At 44.2% G+C, this 24,954-nt stretch carries 25 protein-coding genes; 3 read left to right on the top strand and 22 right to left on the bottom strand.

Annotation, left to right across the window (positions count from 1 at the left end; all coding sequences use genetic code 11):
• Position 1: 1 nt before the first annotated feature.
• The 8 genes from AB6E30_RS17615 to AB6E30_RS17650 all read right to left on the bottom strand — a co-directional run bounded on the left by AB6E30_RS17615 (position 2) and on the right by AB6E30_RS17650 (position 5,802).
• Positions 2 to 877 carry a metal ABC transporter permease gene (locus AB6E30_RS17615; protein WP_065206162.1) on the bottom strand — a complete coding sequence of 292 codons (876 nt, stop codon included), beginning with the start codon at positions 875 to 877 and terminating at the stop codon, positions 2 to 4.
• Entirely contained in the window at positions 877 to 1,611 is a 735-nt protein-coding gene (locus AB6E30_RS17620; RefSeq protein ID WP_017064556.1) for a metal ABC transporter ATP-binding protein, read from the bottom strand. Before AB6E30_RS17620 ends, AB6E30_RS17615 begins: the two co-directional genes overlap by 1 nt.
• Positions 1,611 to 2,546 carry a metal ABC transporter solute-binding protein, Zn/Mn family gene (locus AB6E30_RS17625; protein ID WP_017062541.1) on the bottom strand — a complete coding sequence of 312 codons (936 nt, stop codon included), beginning with the start codon at positions 2,544 to 2,546 and terminating at the stop codon, positions 1,611 to 1,613. Before AB6E30_RS17625 ends, AB6E30_RS17620 begins: the two co-directional genes overlap by 1 nt.
• Before the next feature lie 16 nt (positions 2,547 to 2,562).
• The gene (locus AB6E30_RS17630) at positions 2,563 to 3,159 is read right to left on the bottom strand and encodes a DUF6162 family protein (protein WP_372104661.1); all 597 of its coding nucleotides are present in this window, start codon (positions 3,157 to 3,159) and stop codon (positions 2,563 to 2,565) included.
• On the bottom strand, positions 3,156 to 3,491 hold the full coding sequence (locus AB6E30_RS17635; protein WP_017062543.1) for a hypothetical protein: 336 nt from the start codon (positions 3,489 to 3,491) through the stop codon (positions 3,156 to 3,158). Before AB6E30_RS17635 ends, AB6E30_RS17630 begins: the two co-directional genes overlap by 4 nt.
• Before the next feature lie 116 nt (positions 3,492 to 3,607).
• Positions 3,608 to 4,444, bottom strand: coding sequence for a DUF4198 domain-containing protein (locus tag AB6E30_RS17640; protein WP_017062544.1), 837 nt, complete (start codon positions 4,442 to 4,444; stop codon positions 3,608 to 3,610).
• 138 nt (positions 4,445 to 4,582) lie between these two features.
• Positions 4,583 to 5,101, bottom strand: coding sequence for a DUF2271 domain-containing protein (locus AB6E30_RS17645; protein ID WP_017062545.1), 519 nt, complete (start codon positions 5,099 to 5,101; stop codon positions 4,583 to 4,585).
• A 71-nt stretch (positions 5,102 to 5,172) separates the two neighbouring features.
• The gene (locus tag AB6E30_RS17650) at positions 5,173 to 5,802 is read right to left on the bottom strand and encodes a PepSY-associated TM helix domain-containing protein (protein WP_017062546.1); all 630 of its coding nucleotides are present in this window, start codon (positions 5,800 to 5,802) and stop codon (positions 5,173 to 5,175) included.
• 343 nt (positions 5,803 to 6,145) lie between these two features.
• Here AB6E30_RS17650 and AB6E30_RS17655 point away from each other — a divergent pair, with 343 nt between their 5' ends.
• A complete protein-coding gene (locus tag AB6E30_RS17655; RefSeq protein ID WP_017067850.1) occupies positions 6,146 to 6,466 on the top strand; it encodes a hypothetical protein in 321 nt (106 codons plus the stop codon).
• Between the two features lie 129 nt (positions 6,467 to 6,595).
• Here AB6E30_RS17655 and AB6E30_RS17660 read toward each other — a convergent pair whose 3' ends face one another.
• The 7 genes from AB6E30_RS17660 to AB6E30_RS17690 form a co-directional block, all read right to left on the bottom strand.
• A complete protein-coding gene (locus AB6E30_RS17660; RefSeq protein WP_102320786.1) occupies positions 6,596 to 7,774 on the bottom strand; it encodes a lipopolysaccharide assembly protein LapB in 1,179 nt (392 codons plus the stop codon).
• On the bottom strand, positions 7,771 to 8,391 hold the full coding sequence (locus AB6E30_RS17665; protein ID WP_008219721.1) for an energy transducer TonB: 621 nt from the start codon (positions 8,389 to 8,391) through the stop codon (positions 7,771 to 7,773). Before AB6E30_RS17665 ends, AB6E30_RS17660 begins: the two co-directional genes overlap by 4 nt.
• Before the next feature lie 19 nt (positions 8,392 to 8,410).
• Positions 8,411 to 8,815 (bottom strand): biopolymer transporter ExbD, encoded by a 405-nt coding sequence (locus tag AB6E30_RS17670; RefSeq protein WP_004739212.1) that lies wholly within the window; start codon positions 8,813 to 8,815, stop codon positions 8,411 to 8,413.
• A complete protein-coding gene (locus tag AB6E30_RS17675) occupies positions 8,812 to 9,372 on the bottom strand; it encodes a MotA/TolQ/ExbB proton channel family protein (protein WP_010429842.1) in 561 nt (186 codons plus the stop codon). The genes AB6E30_RS17670 and AB6E30_RS17675 overlap by 4 nt, the downstream gene beginning before the upstream one ends.
• Positions 9,372 to 10,748 carry a MotA/TolQ/ExbB proton channel family protein gene (locus tag AB6E30_RS17680; protein ID WP_017062549.1) on the bottom strand — a complete coding sequence of 459 codons (1,377 nt, stop codon included), beginning with the start codon at positions 10,746 to 10,748 and terminating at the stop codon, positions 9,372 to 9,374. The genes AB6E30_RS17675 and AB6E30_RS17680 overlap by 1 nt, the downstream gene beginning before the upstream one ends.
• Positions 10,748 to 11,515 carry a DUF3450 domain-containing protein gene (locus tag AB6E30_RS17685; RefSeq protein WP_017062550.1) on the bottom strand — a complete coding sequence of 256 codons (768 nt, stop codon included), beginning with the start codon at positions 11,513 to 11,515 and terminating at the stop codon, positions 10,748 to 10,750. The genes AB6E30_RS17680 and AB6E30_RS17685 overlap by 1 nt, the downstream gene beginning before the upstream one ends.
• Positions 11,516 to 11,708: 193 nt before the next feature.
• Entirely contained in the window at positions 11,709 to 13,805 is a 2,097-nt protein-coding gene (locus tag AB6E30_RS17690; RefSeq protein WP_017062551.1) for a TonB-dependent siderophore receptor, read from the bottom strand.
• A 559-nt stretch (positions 13,806 to 14,364) separates the two neighbouring features.
• Between AB6E30_RS17690 and AB6E30_RS17695 the strand changes: the two genes are divergently transcribed.
• On the top strand, positions 14,365 to 15,669 hold the full coding sequence (locus AB6E30_RS17695; protein WP_017062553.1) for a dicarboxylate/amino acid:cation symporter: 1,305 nt from the start codon (positions 14,365 to 14,367) through the stop codon (positions 15,667 to 15,669).
• 184 nt (positions 15,670 to 15,853) lie between these two features.
• On the opposite strand, the gene AB6E30_RS17700 is transcribed toward AB6E30_RS17695, so the two are convergent.
• From AB6E30_RS17700 to AB6E30_RS17710, 3 genes are all read right to left on the bottom strand, one after another.
• On the bottom strand, positions 15,854 to 17,239 hold the full coding sequence (locus AB6E30_RS17700) for a histidine kinase sensor domain-containing protein (protein WP_372104663.1): 1,386 nt from the start codon (positions 17,237 to 17,239) through the stop codon (positions 15,854 to 15,856).
• On the bottom strand, positions 17,236 to 17,901 hold the full coding sequence (locus tag AB6E30_RS17705) for a response regulator transcription factor (RefSeq protein WP_017062555.1): 666 nt from the start codon (positions 17,899 to 17,901) through the stop codon (positions 17,236 to 17,238). The genes AB6E30_RS17700 and AB6E30_RS17705 overlap by 4 nt, the downstream gene beginning before the upstream one ends.
• A gap of 80 nt (positions 17,902 to 17,981) precedes the next feature.
• Positions 17,982 to 18,455 carry an NYN domain-containing protein gene (locus AB6E30_RS17710; protein WP_010429860.1) on the bottom strand — a complete coding sequence of 158 codons (474 nt, stop codon included), beginning with the start codon at positions 18,453 to 18,455 and terminating at the stop codon, positions 17,982 to 17,984.
• 323 nt (positions 18,456 to 18,778) lie between these two features.
• Between AB6E30_RS17710 and AB6E30_RS17715 the strand changes: the two genes are divergently transcribed.
• Entirely contained in the window at positions 18,779 to 19,276 is a 498-nt protein-coding gene (locus AB6E30_RS17715) for a DUF4174 domain-containing protein (protein WP_372104675.1), read from the top strand.
• Between the two features lie 57 nt (positions 19,277 to 19,333).
• Here AB6E30_RS17715 and cobA read toward each other — a convergent pair whose 3' ends face one another.
• The 4 genes from cobA to nirB all read right to left on the bottom strand — a co-directional run bounded on the left by cobA (position 19,334) and on the right by nirB (position 24,283).
• Positions 19,334 to 20,104 carry a uroporphyrinogen-III C-methyltransferase gene (gene cobA, locus AB6E30_RS17720; protein ID WP_137001497.1) on the bottom strand — a complete coding sequence of 257 codons (771 nt, stop codon included), beginning with the start codon at positions 20,102 to 20,104 and terminating at the stop codon, positions 19,334 to 19,336.
• Positions 20,105 to 20,432: 328 nt separating this feature from the next.
• Positions 20,433 to 21,248, bottom strand: coding sequence for a formate/nitrite transporter family protein (locus AB6E30_RS17725; RefSeq protein ID WP_017062558.1), 816 nt, complete (start codon positions 21,246 to 21,248; stop codon positions 20,433 to 20,435).
• Positions 21,249 to 21,371: 123 nt separating this feature from the next.
• Positions 21,372 to 21,695 (bottom strand): nitrite reductase small subunit NirD, encoded by a 324-nt coding sequence (gene nirD / locus AB6E30_RS17730; RefSeq protein WP_102320784.1) that lies wholly within the window; start codon positions 21,693 to 21,695, stop codon positions 21,372 to 21,374.
• 14 nt (positions 21,696 to 21,709) lie between these two features.
• On the bottom strand, positions 21,710 to 24,283 hold the full coding sequence (nirB, locus tag AB6E30_RS17735) for a nitrite reductase large subunit NirB (RefSeq protein WP_372104666.1): 2,574 nt from the start codon (positions 24,281 to 24,283) through the stop codon (positions 21,710 to 21,712).
• Positions 24,284 to 24,954 lie beyond the last annotated feature (671 nt).

Raw genomic sequence — 24,954 nt, forward strand, 5'->3', positions numbered from 1 at the left:
ATTACGCCTTTCTTACAATTCGGTATAGCGTTGCTGCAAGGAAAAACGTTGCAGAAACAATGATGATTGAAGCACCCGACGGTACTGGCAATTTAAGTTCCATTGGTAATACAGTACCAACCAGACAAGCAATGGTCGCAAGCAAAGCTGATAACAACACAAAGCTACCCATGCGTTTAGTTAGCAAGCGAGCTGTCGCACCTGGGATCAGCAATAATGCACCAACCAGAACAGCACCTACGATCTTCACCGCTGCAATCGTCACTAAGGTGATCATCATGACAAACAAGTAGTCGTAGAAACTGGTGTTATAACCACGAACCTTGGCAATATCAGGGCTGATACAGGTTAGAAGAATACGGTTGAACGTCGGTATCAAGAGCAAAATAATGATCGCGCAGCTGCCTGCGAGAATCGCTAAGTCTTGGTCTGTTACCGTCAAAATCGAACCAAATAGTACGTTCTCAAGCATGTGGATGTTGATCTTACGCGCCACGTACATCAGCAATGCCGCACCCACTGCCAGTGCTAAAGCAAGGAAAACGCCAACTAAAGTATCGTATGGCACATTGGTTCTGTTTCTTACAAAGTGAAGAAGCAGCGCGAAGATCATACAGAAGCTAAACAGACCAATAATTGGGTTTTCTGGTGGCTCGCCAAGCAACACACCTATAGCGATACCGGTTAATGCCGCGTGGCCTACCGCTTCAGAGAAGAAAGCCAAACGCTTAGCAATCACCAAAGTACCCAGACCACCTAACAGAGGACCAAGTAGTAACGCTGCAACCAAAGCATTGACCATGAAGGCATACATGAAACTGTCTGATAACCAGCCCGCTTCCACGCCACTAATGGCTAGTTGTCGTAACCAATCCATTACGCAACCTCCTTCGATTTGGTCATCGCAGAGCCACTGCTGTAGTGCTGGAACAGGCTCTCGATTTTACTTGGGTGTAAGACTTGTTCGTGTGGGCCACTATCAACCAAGAATCGATTCACAACATGTACGTTCGCTTCGAGTCGACGCACTGCCGTGACATCGTGGTGTACCGCAAGGATCGTACGACCTTCACTAACACATTCACGAATTAACGATTCAAGATAACGAACGCCCTGCTCGTCCATACCCGTGGTTGGTTCATCCAACACCAGTAGACTTGGGTTATCTAATAGCGCTTGGGCAAACAGCACGCGTTGCTGCTCACCACCCGATAACTGTCCCATGCGGCGGTCGCTACGAGTAACCATACCAACGCGATCTAATTGTGCGAGTGCAAGATCCAATTGCTTAGATTTACGACGCCAAAACAATGGGATTCGTGTTTGGTTAAGCAGTACGAAGTCCATTACAGTCAAAGGCAAGCTAGACTCGAAGGTCGCTTTTTGAGGTACGTAACCAATACTCTGCTTTTCTGGCCAGTGGATATTGATTTGGCCAGAGAAAGGCGTAAGGCCAAGCACAGAGCGCAGTAATGAAGTTTTACCGCCACCGTTTGGCCCCATGATCACATGACACTCGCCCGCTTTAAGTTCGAGCGAGATATCATCAAGAATTACGTTGTTATCGTATTGCAGACCGAGTTTATTAATTGAGATTGATGGACCTAACATTATGCGTTCCCGCTTTTAGCTTGGTTCGCCGCCGCAAATTTCATGGCTTCGATTAACGTCTCTAGGTTCTTCTTCATCTCAACTTCGACTTTATCGTCTTCATATTCACCGTGCGTCATGTGAGAAAAACGATAAAGCTGAACGCCTGTTTCCGCTTCAATTGTGTCAACAAAACGGTTTGGCATGTTTAACTCGTAAAACAGAACATCAATGCCTGATGCGCGGATCTTCTCGATCGTCTCTTGCAGTTGACTAGCACTTGGTTCAACACCGTGTGCAGGCTCGATTACTGCCGCAACATCCACACCAAACTCTTGAAGGATGTAGCCATAAGCATTATGTGTAGTCGCGACCTTCATACCTGAAGTATCTAACTCACCTAATGACAACATCGCATCGCGCTTCATAAAGCGAAATTGCTTTGCGTATTTACGTGCATTCTTACGATAAAAAGCCGCGTTGTCAGGGTCGAGCTTAGAGACCTCACTCGCGATGGTGTAAACCTTTTGAATTGTTGTCGAAAGCCCAACAAAGGTATGTGGGTTAACGGCACCTTGACCAACAGACTGACCAAGAGCAGGAAGTAGAGGCACTTCTTTGTTTGCTTCGATCACGACTAGGTCATCACGTTGCGCGGCTGAAATCACTTTAAGCGCGAAGTCATCGTGACCAATACCGTTTACCACGATGGCGTCCATCTGGCTCAATCTCTTCAAGTCGTTCGGTTGTGGCAAGTAGTTATGCGGATTAAAGCCGGCATCAACCAAAGGAAGGATGTTCACTTTGTCGCCTACTACTGCTTTTACGTAGCTGTAGTAAGGTTGAAGCGTGATACCAATCGTCAGCTTGTTGCTGTCGATCTTATATTCTTTTGCCAATGCATTGGGTGCCATGAACACCGCTAATAACGACATGAACAGAGTCATAATTCGCATAGTAATTCTCTTATTATTAGTGAGCATCGCTTTCATGATGCTTTTCAATTTCTGATTCGTTCACGACCATTTTCCAACCCGTAGACTCTAGCGTGTGTTGGTCAAAAGTAGCGGGCTGTTTCGCTACACCGCCCAAGAAGATCCAGATTTCAGGAGAAACGCTGTTCGCATTTAAAATAAAGGAATCCGCAAAACCATGATCGGTAGGCGTAGCTTGTTCACTTGGTGTCGCAGATTCACTTGGAGCAGAGAAATAGTAACCACGCTCGTCCAGTACCCAAGCATGAGAACCTTTGCGCTTCCAACTCTGATCTTCTACAAACGGGGCAACCCATTCATCTTTAAGTGATGCAACACTCGGCCATTCACCATCTGAGTCCATGCGCAGGTCACGGATTTCTTCATGCGCTAAACGCAGCTCTGATAGCATCGCCAAGTTTTCTTGTTCAACATCAGTCACTAGAATTTGATGATCAAGCACTGCTTTAACGTGGGATTCAGCCTGATGAAATGGGATTGCGACAGTTGCAAAGCAAAGGATGAACACAATGATCAGTCCTACCCATTTGCCCTCTCTGCCGCCCGTATCAGCACGTACGCTTTGAATCATCATTTTTCACTGATCTCTACAACATCAACTTCAACTGGAAACTCATGACCTGAATCGAACACAAGGTAGAACTCAGTGTCAGGATGTGGGAATTCAACGATAGAACGTTTATCTGTCATCTCTTTTGCAATCAAGTTGTCTTCGTAATCGTACATCTCAACTGCGTAATCAATCGCTTTGCTGCCATCCGAATAACCCGCTTCACAAGCAACAGTCTTACCTTCAAACCAGCAGCTCATCAGTGGAAAGTGTGCTTGCGCAGGTAATGCAGCGAAACCAAGTCCCAATGCTAAGCAAGGAGTCATTAAAGCGTTAAGTTTTGTTTTTATTGTCATGGTTCGTACCCTAGCCACAGTGCAAATTCTCAGAAGTAAACTGAGCGATAAAGGGCTCAAATGAGCCCTTAAGTTTTTTTGATTCTTAATCAGGGATCTAGCCCCGATATCACAGACTATTGAAGCAGCGCTTCGAACGTTAGGTGAACGTTCGCGCTTGCTTTGTCTGCCAGTGGGTTGTCAATCAACTCACCTTTGTAGTTCGCTTTCATTACGTAACGACCTGCTACGTCTGGAGTAAACGTGATTTCACCGTTCTCATCACTCACCACATCAATCTGCTCTTGGTGGTTGCGGTAAAGCGTACCTTCACGAGTAATCTCCGCTTTCACGTCTTTCTGGATTTCACCGTTGTAGAAGAACTGGAATGTCACAGGTTCGCCTTCAACGATATCTGAAGGGTGTGTCACAGGCTTCATTTCTAGAAGCTTGCCTTCAATTTTGAACACTGAATCCGTTGGCTTACCTACCGTGATGTAGCTTTCTGCACGAGTGAAGCTGATCTGCGTTACCACGTCACGTGATTTTTCAGGCAGAACTGAGTCACGCTCAGCTTTGTTTGCTTTAATCCACTTCACCGTGTCACGGCGACCCGCTTTGTATTGCGTGTAGTAAGACGGCTGGTTGTTGATCGCCACTTTGTGTGTACCTTCTTCTTCAAAATAGAAGTCGAAGATTGAACGACGCTTGCCACGAATAACGAAGTTAGGACGCTCGCTGCGGCCATCTGGCATGATGACATGAGCATTTTCGCTGCCAGCAGGCTTATCAAAAACAAACGTACCGTGAGACGCAGTAACATCGAACGTTAGCCAATCACCACCTTCTTTAGATACAGTAAAGTGAGATGGCAAAATCCAACGTGGGTGAGCTTGTGCCGTTGTCGTTGCTGCTAGGCCGAATGCCATCACACCCGCTAGAGCAAGTGCTTTGATTTTTGTCTGTTTCATCATGTTCAATTCCATTATTTATAATTGTTAGCCGTGTCGCTCTATCTGAGCCTACGATGACCACTGTCTATTCTGTTCAGCTTGGTTTTAGTTCGTACTTACTAGTTACTGTTCGCACTTACTAGTTACTGTTCGCACTTACTATTTAGCGATGTAGTTCAGGGTGATTTCACCCGTCTCTTCCGTTGCTTTTAATTCGTAAGATATGTTTGAATCTGCGAGTGATACTTTTTGGCGAAGGTAATTACGGCCACCGTGTTCACGAACCACTTCGATATGAACCGTGTACTCGCCTTGTTCTAACGTTTCACCGCTGTCGCTCTTACCATCCCACACGAAACGGTACTGGCCAGCAGGACGTGTTGCAGACGTCACAGCATCAACCAGTTCACGATCGTAACGGCCAACCTTTCTCCACCAGCTGCGCAGATCCTTAAGCCATTCGTCTTTACCGACCCAAAGCTCGATGGTTTTCACTGACTTTCGTTCGCTATTCTCTACCCACACCGCCACATAAGGACGTGCATACATAGAGGTATCAATCTTTGGAAGCTCAAAGCTGACATCCAGTTTTGCCGTATCAGGAATCGCTTGTGCCATACCTAGGCTTGGCAAAAGAGATAAAGCAAGAAGCGCCTTGCTCCAGTTCATTTTTTTCATTTTTAACAACCTTTTAAATCCGTTTAACCTTAAGTTCGCTCTTCAATCCGATTCATCAATCGAATCAAGCGTTAAGGCACGGCGACAAAATAGATAACCAATGAGATTGCAGACCCAAACACCGTCCATTTGATGGAAGTATTAAGCGTCTTTTTCTTAGGTAACAGTAAGCACACGCCAGTAAGCACAAAGAAGATCATCAATAGCGCAGTGATATCGATAAACCATTTCCATACTTCACCGCTGTTACGACCTTTATGCAGATCGTTCAACAATGCGATAACGCCGTAATTAGTGGTTTCGACTTCTACAAACTCAGACGTAACGTCAACAAAAACGGAAGCGTTGTAGCCGGGTCCTTTGAAGTCCATAGATACCTCACCGATGAGCAACTCACCATCTTCAATCTCTGCATAGATGTCCAAACCAGAAGGAACGCCGGAGAGGTTGGCTTCTTCGAACAGAAACGTTTCAAAGGCTGTCTCGTCAGCTTTTAAACGTCCGTCTTGAACCGTAAATAAACTTGTAGGAAGCGTTAGCGTAGAGCGTTGGATATTGGGTTGGCTTGATTCAAATAACTCAGGTCGGTTCAGGGTGATACCGGTTACTGAGAAAAAAAGAACCACGAACAGAAGCGCCATAGAAATATAAACATGAAGTCGACGAGCCCATGACTGAACCGCCCTACTTTTTAACGACATACAAACCAATACCTATAAATTTTATGACGACAATTTAGTTGATAATCATTCGTATTGGCATTCAATTTACATTGTTTACGTTTGCCGAGTGGCGTAAGGAAATTTACATAACATTACATGGGAAGTAATCGAACTGTATGCATATTCTTGCTAACGTGTACTAAAGGGATTTGATTCGTTTTATTAGAGGTTATTGATAACAGGGTCAAAGCTCAAAAAAGCTCAATCTCAACATGCTTGATTGAGATGGGTTTAAGGTAACAGTCGTAGCTTTAAGGATAGAAAGTTGGGACTATTTGATCACTGGTTTGATGATAGCTAATGAAGCTTAAAAGGATTTGAAATGCGTATTTTTGTTTTGGCTTTTGCTGCGCTAGTGACGGCGTGCACCAGCCAAATAATCAGCACGGAAGAACATATTCAAGAATACATCGGTTCAGACATAACCGATGTACAAGAACGTTATCTCACCGAACGGTCACGCCCTATCAGTTTTTGGGCGTCTCGAAACTATGCTTGGATTGAAACCAAGAAACCGTTAGACAATGGTTATACAGTACACGCATTCAAAAACCCTTATCGTGACTGCACCATTAATTGGGTTGCTGATACCAGCGGCGTGATTCAAAGTGCTACGTCCAGCGGCACGATGTGCGAGCCTTAACTGCCGCATTGGAACGATAAAGTTCAAAAAGCTTTAACCGCCAAAATTAAAAAGGGTGTCATTTGAACCATCAAATGACACCCTTTTCTCTATATTACTTTCTCTTGTCTTCTGTTGTGCTATTCGCAGTTAGACGTTGCCGTTATCACTCACTGTTCTTAGCTGAGTCAGATATTTAATCCAACCTTTTGCCTCAGAAGAAGGCTCAATGTTGTTCGCACGTTTCGCTTGAGCAAGAGCATTATCAAGATTCTTTAGCTTGTACCATGAACGTACTTTCGCTAAAGCAACATCAGCTTGCTTGTTCTTGTCTTTCACTTTATCCAAAACAACCAGAGCACGATCGTAGTAACCTTGTTGAACCAGTAACTGAGCCACATTCCAATGATATTGCGTGTCTTTTCTAGACGCTAACGTCCACACTTCAATAGCACTGTCCCACTCTTTCGCTAACTGCCAGTAGGTTGCTTGCTCAGCCAGAAGTTGAACATCGCTGTTCGCATCATCTAACTTACTAATTTCTTGTGCTGCGCGCTCTGGAATGCCACGTTTCGCGTAAAGCTGCGCTAACAAGCGGCGATCTGAGTTCTTCAGCTCAACACCTTGTAGATCAGCCAGTGCTAACGTGTTCAATGCATCACGATTACGATCTAACCTAAGTTGAATACCAACCAGTTGACGCCACCAGTTATCTTTCTCGGGTTGAAGTTCAATCAAGCTTTCCAGTGTAGGAATCGACTGTTTCCACTGCTTTAACTGAAGCTGTGCGCCCAGTTTTAGCGATAGAGGTGATAACTCTGGTTTTGAATTGAACTTGTCGTGATTACCGATGGCCACTAGGACTTTCGACCAGTTTTCGATTTGGTATTCCGCTTGTGCAATTCGCATCCAAAGCACGTCTTTCTTTTCTGCCTCTGGCGCTGTTTTTACTAACTCGTAGTAATGTGGAAGCGCGTTTTTGAACTGTTGATCGTTTAATAACAGATCCGCAAGCATACGCTTCGTTATCCAAGCTTGTTCATCCACCAGCAAATTGGTATCGACGGCGTATGTAAGCTGCTTAATCGCCTTATCGGTTTTGCCATCTTGCCAGTAAAAAACACCTAGCATACGAGCTACGTACGCTTTGTCGTAGCCCTTAGAAAGCTCTAAACCTGCTAGTACGTCAATGGCCTGTTTAACCTGTTCATCTTGAGCAAGCTTATGCGCCTTTTGAACACGAATAGCAGTATATTGGGTTAGCTCTTGTGCCTGTGTTGTAAGGGGCATTAACAACAAGCCCACTAATATCCATATATGTTTCATCATTTTGCCAACTTAAACTCTAGTTTCACGGTTTGACCAACCTGAGCTATCGCTTTTCCATCGACGACTTTCGGTTGATATTTCCATTTTTTAAGTGCTCTCATCGCTTCACGTTCAAACATACGACGTGGGTTTGCGTCAGTGACTTGAATGTCAATTGGACGTCCCGTTTCATCGATAGTAAAAGACATAATCACATGGCCTTCAGCTCCACGCTTAAGCGCTTTCGCAGGGTAACGAGGTTCTACTCGATACAAAGGCATAGCCTGTTGGTTTGACCCAAAATCAGAGAATGTCGGTGCGTTAATCGCTAGGCCATCAATGGATGTATTCAAATCCAATGAAGGCAGAGAAGACATCGAATTCAGAGGCGTAACTTCAGCTTGTGACTGAGATGTTTGCGCTTCCGGTGGCGGCTCTGGCATTTCTGGTTTTTCCGGAACTGCACGTTGTCTTCTTTGAACTTCTTGTTCTTGTTCCACCATCACCATGTTGAAACTTAACGTCTCGCTATCGTCTGGTGAACGTTGGTGGCCATTATCGACCATCCAAGCCATGAAAGAAAACAGCGCTAAGCCCAACGCACCCGCTAGCGGTAAAGCAAGAAATAGGCGAATCATTTATGAAGATCCTCCAAGATCATCGCTTATCAGCAGCAAGCGCAATGTTTTTAACACCAGCACCTTTCGCGGCATCCATCACTTTAACAACAGTGCCGTTGTAAGCGTGTTCATCCGCTTGAATAACCAAAGAAGCATCAGGTTGTTCTAGCAACAAGTGCTCTAACGTCGCTTGGACACGTTCAACATCTACGACACGCTTGTCGATGAAAATGTCGTTTGCAGAAGTAATCGCAACAAAGATGCCTGCATCCTTTTGGCTTACTACGTTAGAAGCTTGTGGGCGATTGACTTCCACCCCTGATTCACGAACAAATGAACTGGTCACAATAAAGAAAATAAGCATGATAAAGACAATATCAAGCATCGAAGTAAGGTCTATTTGAGCCTCTTCGTTTTTAGAATGACGTCGACCGAGTCTCATCGTTGACTCCTTAAAGATTTTTCTAATTTCAATTCTAAGCGGTTACATACTTTCGCTAAGCGAGCGTGAACGAACATGCCCGCTAACGCTGCAACCATGCCTGCCATGGTTGGCAGTGTTGCTAACGAGATACCTGAAGCCATCAATTTAGGGTCACTGCTGCCTTGTGTCGCCATAACATCAAAAACAGAGATCATACCGGTTACAGTGCCTAGCAAGCCCAACATCGGGCAAATAGCGACTAACAGCTTAATAAAATTCAAGTTTTGGTTAAGCAAGATACTCGCTTGCCCTAACCAACCTTCACGAATGGCTTTGGCATGCCAAGAAGAGTGATCTTCTCTTTCATGCCATTTCGCTATCCAAGCTTGGCGTTGCTTAGGAAAGTAGAACGCAAGATAAAGCACACGTTCTACCACAAGCACCCAATACACTAGGACGACAGCCGCTAGCCACCACAGGACGAAACCGCCCTGCTCCATAAAGCTTGATAAAGACAGCAGCCAGTCACTCGTTAACCAACTCGCTGGTAATAGAGAACCCGACAAAATATCCATTACGCAGCAGTCCCAACTGGTGAAACAACAGCGTTTGATTCAACGGTCTTTTCAGCCTGCTCAGCAACAAGACCAATACCTTGCTTCTCAAGAATATTGCGAATGTTTTCTGCTTGAGTGCTAAGAATGTTGTGTGCCAGTAGAAGAGGCATTGCCGCAACCAGACCAAGTACCGTAGTTACAAGCGCCATCGAGATACCACCCGCCATAACTTTAGGGTCGCCATTACCAAACTGAGTGATCACTTGGAATGTTTCGATCATGCCGGTTACTGTACCTAAAAGGCCCAACATTGGTGCTAGTGCCGCCAATAGCTTAAGCATCGATAGACCTTTCTCTAGGTGAGTCTGCTCATCAACTACCGCTTCTAAAAGTCGCAACTCTAACGCTTCAACCGTTTGGTTTTGTTCCTTGTTGTACATCGCAAGAACACGACCTAGTGGGTTATCACCCGCTTGCTCAGGGTTCTTAAGTTGCGCGCGAATTTTCTGGCGTGCGATAGCAAGAGAGACACCACGAACTAATGCGATGATTAGACCAATAGCTAGTAGGCCAAGAATCACTTTACCAACCACACCACCCGCTTGTAGACGGTCAGTTAAACTTGGCGTAAGTGCTAATTGCTCTAGCATAAACCCGCGAGAAGGATCGACAACCACGTTAGATACTTCACCATTCGCTAACGAAGAAAGTGACGCTAACGTTGGACCATTTTGTGGTTGCTTAAGGTAAGCGATCGCATCTTCACGCTGAGTGTTCCAGCTAACATAGCCTTGCTCTGTCACAAGACCAATCGAACCTAGTCGGTAAGCGTCAACCTTGTTTGTATTGCCTTCACCATTAATGAATGCAATTTGAGATTTGCTAAGCTCAGAACTCGCTTGGATCTGTTCAACCATGCTCATCCACAAACCGGTCAGCTGTGGCATTGAAGGCAGTGATTTAGCATCAATGATTTGATCAACAGTTGCAGTGTGTTCAGCACGATCAACACTATTCACGGTTGAGCTAAGCTCTGCGCCGAGTTCTTTTGCGTTTTGACGAACGACACCGAACAGCTCGCCTAAGCTACCGGTTTCTAAACGCAGCTTCTCTTCTAAGCGAGCAAGCTTGTTTTCGTTATCACTGAACGTTTGAGTCAGAACATCTGTCGCACCTTGGATAGACGTACGCTTCGCTTCAAGCTGAGCTTTGATCGCTTTCAGTTCTTGTTCTGTCTTTTTGAAATCAGCTTCACGCACTACGTTGTGAGAAGCTTGAGTTCGACTCTCTGATTTTGCTTTATTAACTAGCTGAGCCGTCGTATCTGATGCAGAGAAAGCTGAAAATGAAAGTGATGTAATGCAAAGCAATGCTGCTAATGGCTTTAAGTTCATTACTTAACCTCCGCAACAGTTAAAGAAACAGGTAAAGTAATTAGGCTTGGCGCCGCTTGTTGGCTTGCAATGTCGTAAGCTTTATCTAGCTCAGATTTCATTGAAGAATCTAGCTCTTGCCACTGATTTTGTGTTTGATTCCAAGACCAATATTGGCTGCCATTTAGGTTACGAGCCACCAAAGAGATACGACCTAGGTGCAACACGTCAGCTTCAATCGTTCTGTCGTTGCTCAATGCAACGCGGCCTTGGTAAGCACCGAGCTTGATGCCGTAGTCCATCTCGATTTGGTAAGCTTCCAGGATACGACGATACTTCTCAGCATCACTCACATCAGCACGAGTCATCATTGCTTGTAGCTTTTCTACTCTTTCTAGACGCTGTTCTTTCTTAATCGGCACGTCTTTCTCTACCAACTGTTCAAGACCATCGATCATTTGATACATCAATGGCACAACACCTTGGCGTGTGTATTTGATTTCTTCGATCTGCTCTTCAATGCTTTGAGCTTCTTGGTTTTGGCTCTCAACTAATGCAGCAAGGTGATCGTGATAGATTTCTAGGTTTTTAACTTCTTCTTGCAGACGCTCAATCTCAGCTTGCAGCATTAAAGTCGCTTGTGAGCTTTTATCAATAACCTTTTGGCTCGAAGCCGACGCGTTATTGGTCTTGTTTTGAATTGATTGAGCTTGATCCAAGCTGTTTGCCATAGAAGACGTTGCAACCAAACTGATGGCAAGCGCTAGGCTAGTTTTTAAAAGATTCATAATTGTAGTCATTTACTATAGAAGAAGGTCAAATACATTTTATTGATAAATACTATTATTGATAAGCACTCTCATTATCATTAAAAGTCACTCGCATTACTAGGGATATTTTACTGAATAGCAGAATCACGAAAGGAGAAAGCCGAAACTTTCCCCTTAGTATTCAGGCTAACAATAGTACCCTACTAACAAATTAGTATTTTACCTGTAAAGTCGCCATGTAGTTACGGCCTTCGCCGATTACTACGTCTTCAGCAAATTGGTGGTTTGAAGATGTTGAACCGCCACCCGCTAGGTATTCTTTATCAAATACGTTCTCGACTGTTAGACGCGCTACGAAATCAAGAGAATCGTCGTACTTAAGCGTGTATGCAGCACCCATATCTACACGTGCGTAGCCGTCTTTCTTGAATGTGTTCGCGCTATCGCCGTAACGAGAACCTTCGTAGATAAGACCCAGGTTCACATCAACTTCGTTTGTTGCTGCATAGGTAGACCAAACGCTTGCTGCAAACTCAGGTACGTCTACTGGACGGTTACCTTCATATGTTTCATGGTTCGTGATTTCAGCATCTAAGTACATTGCAGAACCAGACATTGAGAAGCGCTCTGAAATAAAGCCTTGTGCGGCTAGCTCAGCACCACGGTGAACTTGTTCGCCACCTTGTGTCTTCGTCCAATCGCCTGATGAAGTGTCTTCTACATCCATTGAAATGTTTTCTTGGGTAATATCGAATACCGCACCAGAAACGAATAGACGTTCGTCCATCAGTTCCCACTTAGTACCGACTTCGTAAGACACGCCCGTTGCTGCGTCAAGAAGTTCACCATCGTTGGTGTAGTTGCGGCTTCCGCTAGACACAACACCTTGTGGTTCGAAACTTTCAGAGTAAGAAGCGTAGATACTACCGTTTGATGCCGGGTGGTAAATCACGCCAAGCTTAGGTGCTACGTTTTCTTCTGCAACGCCATCACTTACTTTACGGTCGAAACGAGCGCCCGCAAGAACTTGCCATTCGTCATTGATAGTAATCAGATCTTGAATGTAGAAACCCCAAGTATCGTAAGTGCTCATCTTGCCTAGCGATGTTGGACCCACTGACGGTGCTGGTACCGTTGCATCTGGCGCGTATTCGCCGCTGCTGAAACGATCCATACCACGGTAATAGCTGTAGCCTAACCAGTTAGCACCGAATAATAGTTGGTGCTCTGTGCCCGCAAGATCAGCGGTTGTTGTTAGATCAACGTAAGCCGTTCTGAAACGCCATTTATCATGACGGTAGTTACCGCCTTGAGTCACGGTGCCCGTACCATCAGGATTCATATTTGAAAAGCTTGGGTAGCTTTCCATATCAATACGTTCGAAATCTTGGTAGTTGAAACCTGTTTTTAATGACCATGTATCAGTCAGGTTAGCAGCAATATCAAAACCAACGTTCTCAACATCATTCTCGATCTGTGACCACTGTGCATCCCAGATGTGCTTGTCGCTACCTACTCGGTTGCCGTCTAGCGTGTATAAAGCGCCAGAATCTACGCTACCTTCGTCGTTAGTTTTGTCGTAATGAACAGAAACTGTCACGTCTTCAGTTACATCGTAATCAACGAATACACCCCCAACAAAACGTTCTGTTTGTGGTTCAGTTCCGTCACCATAAGTTCTCCAAGAGCCGTAGCTTTCTTTAGATAGAATCGCGCGACCACGTAGAGTTTCAGCGTCGTTCAAAGCGCCACTTACGTCTACCGTTGTACGAGAATGGTCATTAGAACCAATATCTTGGCTAACACTTACTTGCGTATCGTAAGTTGGCTTTTTGCTTACCATGTTGATCAAACCACCTGGTGCAGAAATACCGTAAAGAAGACCAGAAGGTCCTTTTAGTACTTCAACACGCTCTAGCAGTTCGATTGGTTGACGGTAGTGAGACCAATGTTGCTGGCCATTTTTAAGGAAGCCCGAAGAGCTTTCTACCGAGAAACCACGTAGAGAGAAACGTTCACGGTTACGGCTTGTACCGCCAGCACTTACACTCGCGTCATTCTTAAGCACGTCACCAAGCGTTGTTGCACGCTGTTCATCGATGATTTGCTCATCGATTACTAAAACTTGTCCCGGAGTCTCTAATTGAGTCGCCTCCATGCGCATTGCTGTTGTGTTCGTGTCGGCTTTATAACCGTAGTCACGACCTTCAACAACCATATGCTCGTCTGTTTTTACTGTTTCTGCCAATACTGCTGGTGAAGCTAATACTGCGCCGATCACTAAAGCCAATGGGCTCTTTGAAAACATGTCCTTTACTCCGCTTTTATTCTTTTAGACGAACACTTTGTTATTTATTCGATGTGTTCGCTGAACCGTTGCCGGTACCACTGAATTATTTCGGGAGTGAATATAAGTGATAACTATTACCATTTGCATTAAATTTACATTCTTTGCATTCGTAAAGTTTTGTAAAGGCCTGTCGGTGAGTCATATTTGAGGAGTTCAACAAAACCATTTAATACAAATAGTTAAGGCTCATGGACGTAAATCGACTGGTTATCTTCACCGAATTTTTTGAAACAACGGTATTTGTTCAGTCAATTGAAGACGTGAAGATTGATAAGAAAATCATCTCTTCTTATTTACTACCTTTGAAACGACAAATTTATGTATAAAACCCTCGATAGATGTAAATTAATAGTGAATTATTTTGTTTTTATTTGTTTAATTTACACAATTATCAGTGATTTTGATCACATCTATAATTCCAAACTCATTTTTTGTTTTTCGAATTGATTATCCGACTGCTAATCTCCTGCTCACTTTGAAAAGGTATCAAAGTTATAAATAATAAGGAGTGTTCTAAATGAATACCAAGAAACCTATGTCTCTGACTGGTCGAGTAATCCTCGGTATGGTCGTAGGTATATTAACGGGATTCGCCATTCAATCCCTTTTTGCAGACAACGGATTTGTTAACAACTACATCGTTAACGGACTCTTTGAAGTGGGCGGACAAATCTTTGTCGCCAGTTTAAAAATGCTTGTTGTGCCTCTAGTCTTCGTTTCACTAGTGTGCGGTACAAGTTCTCTTAAAGACTTATCAACTCTTGGCCGTATGGGTGGCAAAACGCTTGCACTTTATATCGGTACTACTGCCGTTGCCATCACTCTAGCATTAACTATCGGTAACCTGTTCCAACCTGGAGCTGGTGCGGATCTTACTGCTGCGAGCTCTTTCAAATCAGCGGATGCCCCTTCTCTGGGCCAAGTAATCATCGACATGTTCCCAACCAACCCTATTCAGGCGATGGCTGAGGGCAAAACGTTACAAGTTATCGTATTTGCAGTGTTGTTTGGTATCGCAATCAGTGCAGCGGGCAAACCCGGTGAACGTATCGCTGCAGTTTTCTCTGATCTAAACGAAGTGATCATGAAGCTAGTTGCGCTACTAATGAACCTTGCTCCTTACGGCGTATTCTTCTTGATGGCGAAACTGTTCTCTGGCCTTGGCTTAGGTGCAATTTGGAACCTAGCAGAATACTTCTTAGTGCTTGCTGGTACCCTGCTGTTGCATGGCTTGGTGACTTACAGTGCGATGCTTAAAGGATTCACAGGTCTTAGTCCGATTACGTTCCTACGTAAGATGGAAGATGCAATCATGTTTGCATTCTCAACAGCATCTTCGAACGCAACAATTCCAGTAACTATGGAAACGGCTAAGAACCGTATGGGCGTAGACAACAAAGTCGCTTCTTTCACAGTACCACTAGGTGCAACTGTGAACATGGACGGCACTGCAATCATGCAAGGTGTTGCGACGGCGTTTATCGCGCAAGCGTACAACATCGACCTTTCAATGGGTGATTACCTAATGGTTATCCTAACGGCGACACTGGCGTCTGTTGGTACTGCAGGTGTCCCTGGTGTTGGTCTTGTTATGCTAGCGATGGTATTGAACCAAGTTGGCCTGCCGCTTGAAGGTATTGCTCTAATCATGGGTGTTGACCGCCTTCTTGATATGATTCGTACCGCTGTAAACATCACAGGTGATAGTGCCGTATCTATCATCGTTGCTAAGTCTGAAGGCGCTCTAGACGAGTCTCGCTTCAACGACCCAGCAGCCGGTGAGAAAGAAGAAGAAGTTAAGCTAGCTCGCCAACAGGCATAGTCTCGCTTATCTTATGCTCTTGTCTTCAAGCTCAGGCGTAATTAATGGCTACGCCTAGCCCATACCAAAGCGCATAAAGAAAAACGCCACTGCAGATGCAGTGGCGTTTTTATTGGGTATCGCTTAAGTCAGTACTACTGAGTTGGGACAGTTATCAATTTAAGGTAATTATCAATAGGGAAAGCTAATCACCGATTGGGAACATCAAGTTCACTCTCAGCCCCCCACCTTCTCTATTCTCAGCAGTTACATGTCCATTCATCACACCCATCGCTTCTTTAACAATCGCAAGGCCCAGACCGTAGCCACCAGACCGTTTGTCTCTTGCTGATTCAATACGAGTAAACGGGTCGAATATACCTGCAATCTTGTTATCAGGAATACCATCACCGTCATCTTCTACAGATATTACACTGTAACGTCTATCCATTACCTGTTCGTATGTCGTCACGACCACATGAGCGTTCTCACCCGCGTATTTAATGGCATTCCCGACCAAGTTACCAATGACTCGAAGCAGTAGCCTCTCATCAACGTTCACCATTGATATCGGCGTCTCTAGGGAACCAATCAAAGTTTGATTCGGTTTTAAATCGTTTTGCATCTGCGCGATCAACATTGAACAATAGTGCTCAAGGTGCATTAAACTTAACTTGGAGTCATAGCGAGAGGTTTCTAAGCGGCTAAATTCAAGTATCTCACCCACCAGCTTATTCATCTCTTCTGTTTCATTTTCCATTCGTTCTAGCAAACCAATGCTTTTATCATCAACCTTGCTGCGCAGCAGGTGTAGTGCGAGGTTTTGCCTTGCTAATGGTGTTCTTAACTCGTGTGAGACATCACGAATCAAACAACGTTGCTTTTCAGCCAGAGATTTAATCTCAAAGGTCATATAATCAAAATCGTGTGCAAGCTCGTTGAATTCACGCGTGGTGGAGTTCAACTCCGACACCACACTGACCGTGAAGTCACCTTGAGCCAGTCTGCGGCTCGCTTCTCTCAATCTATCCAACGGTTGCTGAAGGCTTTTGGCCATGATAATCGAGAACAGAGACAATACGACCAATGCAATCAATGCTTTAAGCATATAGGAATATGGCGCAAAAGATTTTGCGGGATGAAACTGGTGCGGTAGTTGGATAACCAGTGTTTTACCGTTATCCAGTGGTAGGCCGAAGATCGGCTTACTCACACGATCACTAAGTTGGTGATCTAACGTTCTTAAGTATTTGAGCTTAAATTCAAAATGTGGGTGCATGTGACGATGTGTGATCGGACGATTGTCTTTATCAATGACGAACAGATAATACTGCTGAGCATTACCCCAGTCCGCGAGTTCATCCATGTCCCCTTCTTCGATCAACACATTCGCTTGGTAAGCAAGGTCGAGCATTTCCTCTTTTACCGATTCTGGGACTTTAAGCAGCGCTTTCATCAAGGCTCTTTCAGCGACACCTTGCAGGATCAAAATACTCACCAAAATGACGGTCAGGTAACTGAACAGTTGGAAAGTGAGTCCGTCTTTACGCTTAGCAATAAAATCAGGGCAACGCAGCAGTTTTTTACTCATGCTCCGACCGACTCTAGGTAACTGTAACCTTTACCACGAACGGTTTTTATATGTTGTTTAGACAAACCTGCCTGAACGAGCTTTCTACGTATATTGCTGATATGCATATCTAAATTACGATCGAAGGGACACAATTCTTTCTTGAGTACATGGATTTGCAGATCAGATTTTGAGACGACAATACCGTCATTTTTGACCAAATAATCAAGCAAGTCTTTTTCAGTGCCAGTTAATGGCAAACGAGAGAGTTGTTCACACAAGCCGTGATTAGAGGAAGCTAAAGATTGTCTTTGGCGTTCAAAACCCACTCGACGCAAGATCACCTTAATACGGGTTAAGAGTTCAGGAACATTGAAAGGTTTAGCGATGTACTGGTCGGCGCCTGCTTGGTAGCCATCGAGCATTGAGGCATCGTCGTTAAGCGCGGTTAGCATAAGAATGGGAGTAGCAAAACGCTGACAAATACGTCTTGCTACTTGAATGCCGCTTAGGTTCGGAAGCATTACATCGAGTAGAACCAAATCGACAGGGTGAGATTGAATAAACTCAAGCGCGGATTCACCGCAATGAACAGTATCAACGTGATACCCCTCATTTTCTAACACTTCACCCAGTAATTCACACAACTGAATATCATCATCAACAACTAAAACGCGAGACATTACACATACCGATAAATAAGAACTGTTTGCATTCTAATTATCGTTATTATTGATTTCAATTATAAAGTGCCCGATTTCCTCTATAGAAGAAAATCTTTTTCAATCGGTACAAATTTTGATGCAGAATCGATAAGATTTTGAGCAGTTAACCCGGGAACACCATACACTTCAACAGGCTTGCCAAAGCGCTCTTTGATTCGCTCTACAAGGATTTCGAAATCACCGTCTCCTGATACCAAAACAATCGTATCAACCGTCTCAGCAAGTTCTATCGCGTCTAACGCAATACCCACATCCCAATCGCCTTTTGCACTGCCATCTCGACGCTGAATAAACGGCTTTAACTTCACATTAAAGCCCACACCACGAAGGATATGATGAAATTGACGCTGCTTTGGATCTTGGCTTGAGATTGCGTAAGCATTAGCTGCAATAACGTTACGCCCTTCCGTGGCAACATACCAAAACTGGTTATAGTCGAAGTTAGAACGGTATTTGTCGCGCGTCGTGTAGTAAACGTTCTGAACGTCGACCAAAATTGCTATGTTTTCCATAAATTCATACCTTTAGATTTTCCGTATACCCTATTCTATTCAATTGTAAAATGCGAGTCGCTTTACTCAATAAAAATGAACCTGCCAGCTATCGTTAACGTAAATCTAATATCTTTAGCGTAAAGCTAAGTGTCTTTACGTAATCCTAACTATGCTTATTGTAAGTGGATTTGTTTTGAGCGTTTCTTAGGTGGTTCTGATCTTCACCTTCTTCTTTACGTAGCGTTCAAATCGTACTCAGGCTTAGAGTTTTTAAAGGGAGGTTGGCAATGCTGCACCGACAAACACACAATTCGATCGTAAGCATCGACACAACCAAAGCGATGCAAACTTTAAATCAACCATCAAACTCTGGTAGCTGGTTTAGTTTGCTTAAACTACTGACCATCAGCACGGTAATAATCATGAGCTTAACCATCAATTCAGTACTCGCCTACCCCGTTTATTCTCACTCAAAGCCTTTGCCACACCGCAGTGTGATTTATTTCGCTCCAAAGGAAGATTCAATCGTTAAAGAGTTTCTGAATGAAGTGTTGCTCAATAACTGTCAATTGGACGAACGAGATGTCGTCATTATGGTTATTGCTGAGAGTGGTTACACAGTCCCAACTTGGTTAGAAGAAGAGTTTAACTTAGAAGCAGTCACCAGTATTTACGAGATCCCGAAAGGATCACATACCGCTGTTTTGATTGGTAAAGACGGGAAAGAGAAGCACCGATGGAGTGGCAAAACAGATTGGAAACAGATCACCAATATCATTGACGAAATGCCGATGCGCCAACAAGAAATGCAGCGACAAGGCAGCCGCTGCAGTATTTGATTCTTGATGGACTCAGTAGTGGCTTAGAGATCCAATTAGAAGGTCAAACGATCAAGCTTATTTGTTAAACCAAGCAAGTTTTTCATGGAGCTGAGCCACGCTGCCTACAACAATCAGCGCTGGGCTCTTTGCGACGCTCGCAAGGTCAGCTAAATCACGTAACCCACCTCTAAACACCTTTTGTTCTTGGCGTGTACCGTTTTCGATGATCGCAACTGGCATGTCAGCTCGCATACCATTATCGAGTAGATTCTTCTGAATGTTCGGACTCTCTTTCAAGCCCATGTAAAACACGATGGTATGGTTGTGCTGAGCAAGAGATTGCCAGTCAATATCTTCGCCATCTTTCTTCAAGTGACCTGTAATAAACTGCACGCTTTGTGCATGATCACGGTGCGTCAACGGAATGCCCGCATAAGCCGTTGCTCCGGCAGCAGCTGTGATGCCCGGAATCACTTCAAATCTCACGTCATTCTCAGCTAGCGTTTCACACTCTTCACCACCACGGCCAAAGATAAACGAGTCACCACCTTTTAGGCGTACTACGTGCTTGTTCTCTTGCGCTTTGGTCACTAATAGTTGGTTGATCTGATCTTGCGGTACACAGTGATGATCGAGCTTTTTGCCCACATACAACATTTCCGCTTCTGGATTAGCCATCTCCAAAATATCTTTTGATACCAAACGGTCATAAACCAACACGTCTGCTTGTTGAATCACTCGTGCCGCTTTTAACGTAAGTAAGTCTGGGTCGCCCGGACCTGCACCTACTAATGAAACAAATCCTGTGTTTCCTGTTTTAACATTCGATGGCGATACTTCTGACATGCTTTGCTCCGAAAGTTAGCTTGTTATATTTCAAGCTTAATTCTGTATGACGATTCATCGTTGTATGAATCACCAATATCCCTACTTCTTAGACTATCAGTTGTTGCCATAAAACTTTACGATTAATTCTAATCAAGATAGAAGTTTATATAACAAAACAATCTATTACGTTGGAAAACCCTGACATTTGCACCATCATCAAGCACACATTGCTCGCCTTAGGTGCACGGTTATCAAAGTAGAGAGTGTTAAGATCAAAAAAGCCCCAAATCAACAGCTTGGGGCTTAACACACATTATTAGTTGCTCATTAACCTAGAACTATCTAATTACTTAGCACCTAGAGAAGGCGCAGTTTTAGCGTGAGTTAGGTATAGAGGAACACACGTCATTAATAGACCACCAACGATGTTACCTAGGATTGTTGGGATAAGGTTGAAGTTCAACCATGTCGCAATACCGAAGTCAGCGCCAAGAATCATACCCAGTGGGAATAGGAACATGTTTACTACTGTGTGCTCAAATACGAGTGCGAAGAAGATGAAGATTGGGAACCACATCATTGCTACACGGCCAGATACTGTGCGTGCAGTCATGTTGCCAATCACACCTAGACATACCATAAGGTTACAGAAGATACCGCGTACGAAACACGTGATCCATCCGTCCATACCCATGTTTTCAAAACCTAGGCTACGACCTGTAGAAACAGCAATGAACTTTTGAGCAACAGCGTTTGGTTCTAAAGAGAAGTTACCCGTTAGTGATACTGCAACAAGGAAAGCAACAATCAAAGAACCGATAAGGTTACCAAGACCAACAATACCCCAACAACGTAGGATACGACCCCAAGTAATACCTGGGCGGTTGTCGAATTTCGCTAAAGGTGCAAGGCCGAATACGCCAGTTACTAGGTCATAACCCATTACACTTAGAATGACGAAGCCAACTGGGAACACAAGTGCGCCAACAAGGCCAATACCGGTTTGAACCATTGCTGTAATAGCAACAACAACCGCTAGAGAAAGGATGATACCAGCCATAGTGCTTCGAATCAGAAGATCGCGAGTACTTGTTTTCGTTTTCGCTTCACCCACATCAATCATCGTTTGAACGAATTCAGCTGGTTTGTAATCAGGAGACATAAGGTTGTCCTTAAAAAGTTTAAATTAAAAGTTAAAATTGGATAGGAAAAGGCTCTAGTTGCCGAGTTAAGGCAATATCGAGAACTAGAACCCTTGAACTATCAAATCTTACTCATCCGAAGATTAAGCAGAGATTTCTACAGCGCCTTTGGCAACACGAGCTTTGTACGCTTTCACGTTGAAGTTCTCGTCTTCCATGCACACACCTGTTGCTAGGTTAAAGCGTTGCTTCTTAAGTGGGCTTGCTACCCAAAGCTCTTCTTTGTGCTCAACAATCAAGCCACGTGATAACACGTTTGACTGGAAGTAAGGGTCTGTGTTGCTAATCGCGAATACTTCTTCAGCTTTCGTTGGGCGGAATACAGCTACTTGCTCACCACTAACCAACGCACAAACACCTGTACCTGGGATAATGTCTTCGATCTTACAAACTTTGGTAAATGCCATGATGTCGTCTCCCCTTAAACAGATTCTACGTGAATGATGTCGCCCTGATGCTTTGAAGTAATGGCTTCAGGGTGTTTCTCAGTGAATGTCGCAGGACGGTGTTGTTCACGACCATCTTCAACAAACACAACGTTATCATCGCGGTCATCAGCATTGATGAAGTGTGCAAAGCGCTTAAGTTGAGCTTCGTCGTTGATTGTATCTGTCCATTCACAAGCGAAGTTATCAACTAGGCCAGCAATGTCAGTTTCAAGTTGGTCATTGATACCAAGCTTGTTGTCTACAATCACTTCACGTAGGTAATCAACACCACCTTCTAGGTTGTCCATCCATACCGAAGTACGTTGTAGTGGCGCAGCCGTGCGGATGTAGAACATCATGAAACGGTCGATGTACTTGATTAGCGTTTCTTGGTCTAGGTCGCTTGCCAGTAAGTCTGCGTGACGGGGTTTCATACCACCGTTACCACATACATACATGTTCCAACCTGCGTCAGTCGCAATAATACCTAAATCTTTACCTTGAGCTTCAGCACACTCACGAGTACAGCCAGACACACCAAACTTCATCTTATGAGGAGTACGGATGCCTTTGTAACGGTTCTCGATCATCACGCATAGGCCAACTGAATCTTGAACGCCGTAACGACACCAAGTAGAACCTACACATGTTTTCGCCATACGAAGTGCTTTTGCGTAAGCTTGACCCGTTTCGTAACCTGCAGCGATTAACTTCTTCCAGATTGCTGGTAAGTCATCTTTCTGAGCACCAAATAGGCCGATACGTTGTGCACCTGTGATCTTGGTGTACAAGTTGTATTCAGCAGCAACATCAGCAAGAACGCTTAGTGCTTGAGGTGTTACTTCACCACCCGCCATACGAGGGATTACAGAGTAAGTACCGTCTTTTTGCATGTTACCTAGGAAGTTGTCGTTGGTATCGTGCAGCTTCACTAATTCAGGCTTAAGGATGTGTTCACCCCAGCAAGAAGCAAGGATAGAACCTGCTAGAGGCTTACATACTTCACAGCCGTAGCCTTTACCGTATTTCTCTAATAGCTCATCGAACGTTTTGATTTCTTCGATGCGAATTAGGTGGAAAAGCTCTTGGCGAGAGTATGCAAAGTGCTCACACACGTCGTTCTTCACTTCAACACCAGCTTTAGCAAGTTCAGCGTTTAGTACTGAAGTCACTAGTGGAATACAACCACCACAACCAGTACCTGCGCCTGTTACTGCTTTGATATCACCGATTGTGTGGTGACCTTCAGCAACCGCTTGAGCGATCTTGCCTTTAGTCACATCGAAACAAGAACAGATAACAGCAGACTCAGGAAGAGAATCCGCGCCAAGTGTTGGCTTTTCAGCACCAGCATGAGCAGGAAGAATCAATGCATCTGGGTGTTCTGGTAGGTCGATTTCGTTCAGCATAAGCTGTAGAAGATCACCGTAGTCAGACGTGTCACCAACCATTACTGCACCAAGCAGCTTCTTGTTGTCTTCAGAAACGATTAGACGCTTGTAAACTTCTTGTTCTTCGTTTTGGTAAACGTAGCTCTTACAGCCAGGAGTACGACCGTTCGCATCGCCGATAGAGCCTACTTTCACGCCCAAAAGCTTAAGCTTCGCAGACATGTCAGCACCTTCAAATGTGCTTTCGTTACCAACAACGTGGTCAACCGCTACCGTTGCCATTTTGTAACCAGGAGCCACTAGGCCGTAGAACGTTTGGTTCCAAGACGCACACTCACCGATTGCGTAGATGTCTTTGTCTGTCGTTTGACAGTGATCATTAATCTCGATACCGCCACGTGGTGCAATACCCAGCCCCATTTGACGAGCAAGTTTGTCTTGTGGGCGAATACCAGCAGAGAATACGATGAAATCAGTTTCTAGCTCTGTACCGTCTGCAAAGCGCATTACGTTACGAGCTTCAGTGCCTTCAGGAGCAATCTCAAGCGTGTTCTTACTTGTATGTACGTTAACGCCCATACGTTCGATTTTTTGACGAAGTTGGTTACCACCCGCTTGGTCAAGCTGCTCAGCCATTAGCTTTGGAGCAAACTCAACAACGTGCGTGGTTACACCAAGAGCTTTTAGTGCGCCTGCAGCTTCAAGACCAAGCAAACCACCACCAACAACCACACCAGATTTAGAATTCTTAGCGGTTGCTTCGATAGCTTTCAAGTCTTCGATTGTGCGGTAAACGAAACAGTCTTTACCTTCGTTACCTTTGATTGGCGGAACGAATGGGTATGAACCTGTAGCAAGGATTAGCTTGTCGTATTGAATTTCACGACCAGTACTTGAGTAAACTGTTTTCTTTTCACGGTTAACGTTAATAGCACGCTCACCGATCAGCATGTTGATGCCGTGTTTCTCGTAGAAGCCTTCTTTAACTAAAGAAAGTTCGTCCGCAGTATGGTGTGAAAAGTAAGAAGAAAGGTGTACACGATCATAGGCTACGCGAGGCTCTTCACAGAAGACTGTGATGTCCATGTTAGCAACGTCTGTCTTCTCGACTAAATCTTCGATATAGCGATGGCCGACCATCCCGTTACCGATTACGACTAGCTTCATCTTGCTCATAAGAATTCCTGAAGGTTATATATTTCTTAACTGAGCGAATAATGAATTATGAAAGAAAATGAAAATATGATGTAAATCAATTACGAAATCGAACTACCCTAAAGGGGTAGGACAAAAGAGGTAGATCTGCTGATTTATCATACGAAGCAAACGAATAACCGTAGGTTTAATAAGGTTTAGCGGGGTTTTATATACACTTTCGTGCAGTAGATAAGATGTTGTAAAGTTTCACAATAGGTTAGCAGTAACACAAGTAAATGACAATCATTTTCATTTGTGGTCATAATAAGTGTAATAACTCATGAAAGCGTTACAGGATCATGAGCAACTATGTATAAATATGAAGAATTTAATGACGCAAAAGACAGTCGCCCTTTTCCATTCCCCACTCATTCCACTCACAAACGGCGCAATTGGTTAACAGATGCTGTTGGTTGTTTAGCAAATAATAGGTTTACATAAGGAAAAGACCGGCACAAAAGTGATCTGATATAGCTTGTTCCTAGTGGTGCTACTGATTAGAGAGCATACGTGGAAGTTTGAACATAGCATGAGGGTTTAGAATTTCAGATAGCAAAAAGGCCAGCATTTCTGCTGGCCTTTCAACTTTGAATAGTGGAGGCGCCTCCCGGAGTCGAACCGAGGTCCACGGATTTGCAATCCGCTGCATA

This window comes from Vibrio sp. 10N.247.311.12, assembly GCF_041467515.1.
In the GTDB taxonomy this organism is placed as follows: Bacteria; Pseudomonadota; Gammaproteobacteria; order Enterobacterales; family Vibrionaceae; genus Vibrio; species Vibrio crassostreae_C.

Bases quoted from the DNA above. Each gene is read 5' to 3' on its own strand.
- nirB (WP_372104666.1), bottom strand. From the start codon at position 24,283: ATGAGCAAGATGAAGCTAGTCGTAATCGGTAACGGGATGGTCGGCCAT.
- nirD (WP_102320784.1), bottom strand. From the start codon at position 21,695: ATGGCATTTACCAAAGTTTGTAAGATCGAAGACATTATCCCAGGTACA.
- AB6E30_RS17685 (WP_017062550.1), bottom strand. From the start codon at position 11,515: ATGAATCTTTTAAAAACTAGCCTAGCGCTTGCCATCAGTTTGGTTGCA.
- AB6E30_RS17700 (WP_372104663.1), bottom strand. From the start codon at position 17,239: ATGAGTAAAAAACTGCTGCGTTGCCCTGATTTTATTGCTAAGCGTAAA.
- AB6E30_RS17710 (WP_010429860.1), bottom strand. From the start codon at position 18,455: ATGGAAAACATAGCAATTTTGGTCGACGTTCAGAACGTTTACTACACG.
- AB6E30_RS17625 (WP_017062541.1), bottom strand. From the start codon at position 2,546: ATGCGAATTATGACTCTGTTCATGTCGTTATTAGCGGTGTTCATGGCA.
- AB6E30_RS17695 (WP_017062553.1), top strand. From the start codon at position 14,365: ATGAATACCAAGAAACCTATGTCTCTGACTGGTCGAGTAATCCTCGGT.
- AB6E30_RS17725 (WP_017062558.1), bottom strand. From the start codon at position 21,248: ATGTCTCCTGATTACAAACCAGCTGAATTCGTTCAAACGATGATTGAT.
- AB6E30_RS17690 (WP_017062551.1), bottom strand. From the start codon at position 13,805: ATGTTTTCAAAGAGCCCATTGGCTTTAGTGATCGGCGCAGTATTAGCT.
- AB6E30_RS17705 (WP_017062555.1), bottom strand. From the start codon at position 17,901: ATGTCTCGCGTTTTAGTTGTTGATGATGATATTCAGTTGTGTGAATTA.
- AB6E30_RS17665 (WP_008219721.1), bottom strand. From the start codon at position 8,391: ATGATTCGCCTATTTCTTGCTTTACCGCTAGCGGGTGCGTTGGGCTTA.
- cobA (WP_137001497.1), bottom strand. From the start codon at position 20,104: ATGTCAGAAGTATCGCCATCGAATGTTAAAACAGGAAACACAGGATTT.
- AB6E30_RS17670 (WP_004739212.1), bottom strand. From the start codon at position 8,815: ATGAGACTCGGTCGACGTCATTCTAAAAACGAAGAGGCTCAAATAGAC.
- AB6E30_RS17680 (WP_017062549.1), bottom strand. From the start codon at position 10,748: ATGAACTTAAAGCCATTAGCAGCATTGCTTTGCATTACATCACTTTCA.
- AB6E30_RS17675 (WP_010429842.1), bottom strand. From the start codon at position 9,372: ATGGATATTTTGTCGGGTTCTCTATTACCAGCGAGTTGGTTAACGAGT.
- AB6E30_RS17635 (WP_017062543.1), bottom strand. From the start codon at position 3,491: ATGACAATAAAAACAAAACTTAACGCTTTAATGACTCCTTGCTTAGCA.
- AB6E30_RS17715 (WP_372104675.1), top strand. From the start codon at position 18,779: ATGCAAACTTTAAATCAACCATCAAACTCTGGTAGCTGGTTTAGTTTG.
- AB6E30_RS17620 (WP_017064556.1), bottom strand. From the start codon at position 1,611: ATGTTAGGTCCATCAATCTCAATTAATAAACTCGGTCTGCAATACGAT.
- AB6E30_RS17650 (WP_017062546.1), bottom strand. From the start codon at position 5,802: ATGTCGTTAAAAAGTAGGGCGGTTCAGTCATGGGCTCGTCGACTTCAT.
- AB6E30_RS17645 (WP_017062545.1), bottom strand. From the start codon at position 5,101: ATGAAAAAAATGAACTGGAGCAAGGCGCTTCTTGCTTTATCTCTTTTG.
- AB6E30_RS17660 (WP_102320786.1), bottom strand. From the start codon at position 7,774: ATGATGAAACATATATGGATATTAGTGGGCTTGTTGTTAATGCCCCTT.
- AB6E30_RS17655 (WP_017067850.1), top strand. From the start codon at position 6,146: ATGCGTATTTTTGTTTTGGCTTTTGCTGCGCTAGTGACGGCGTGCACC.
- AB6E30_RS17640 (WP_017062544.1), bottom strand. From the start codon at position 4,444: ATGATGAAACAGACAAAAATCAAAGCACTTGCTCTAGCGGGTGTGATG.
- AB6E30_RS17615 (WP_065206162.1), bottom strand. From the start codon at position 877: ATGGATTGGTTACGACAACTAGCCATTAGTGGCGTGGAAGCGGGCTGG.
- AB6E30_RS17630 (WP_372104661.1), bottom strand. From the start codon at position 3,159: ATGATGATTCAAAGCGTACGTGCTGATACGGGCGGCAGAGAGGGCAAA.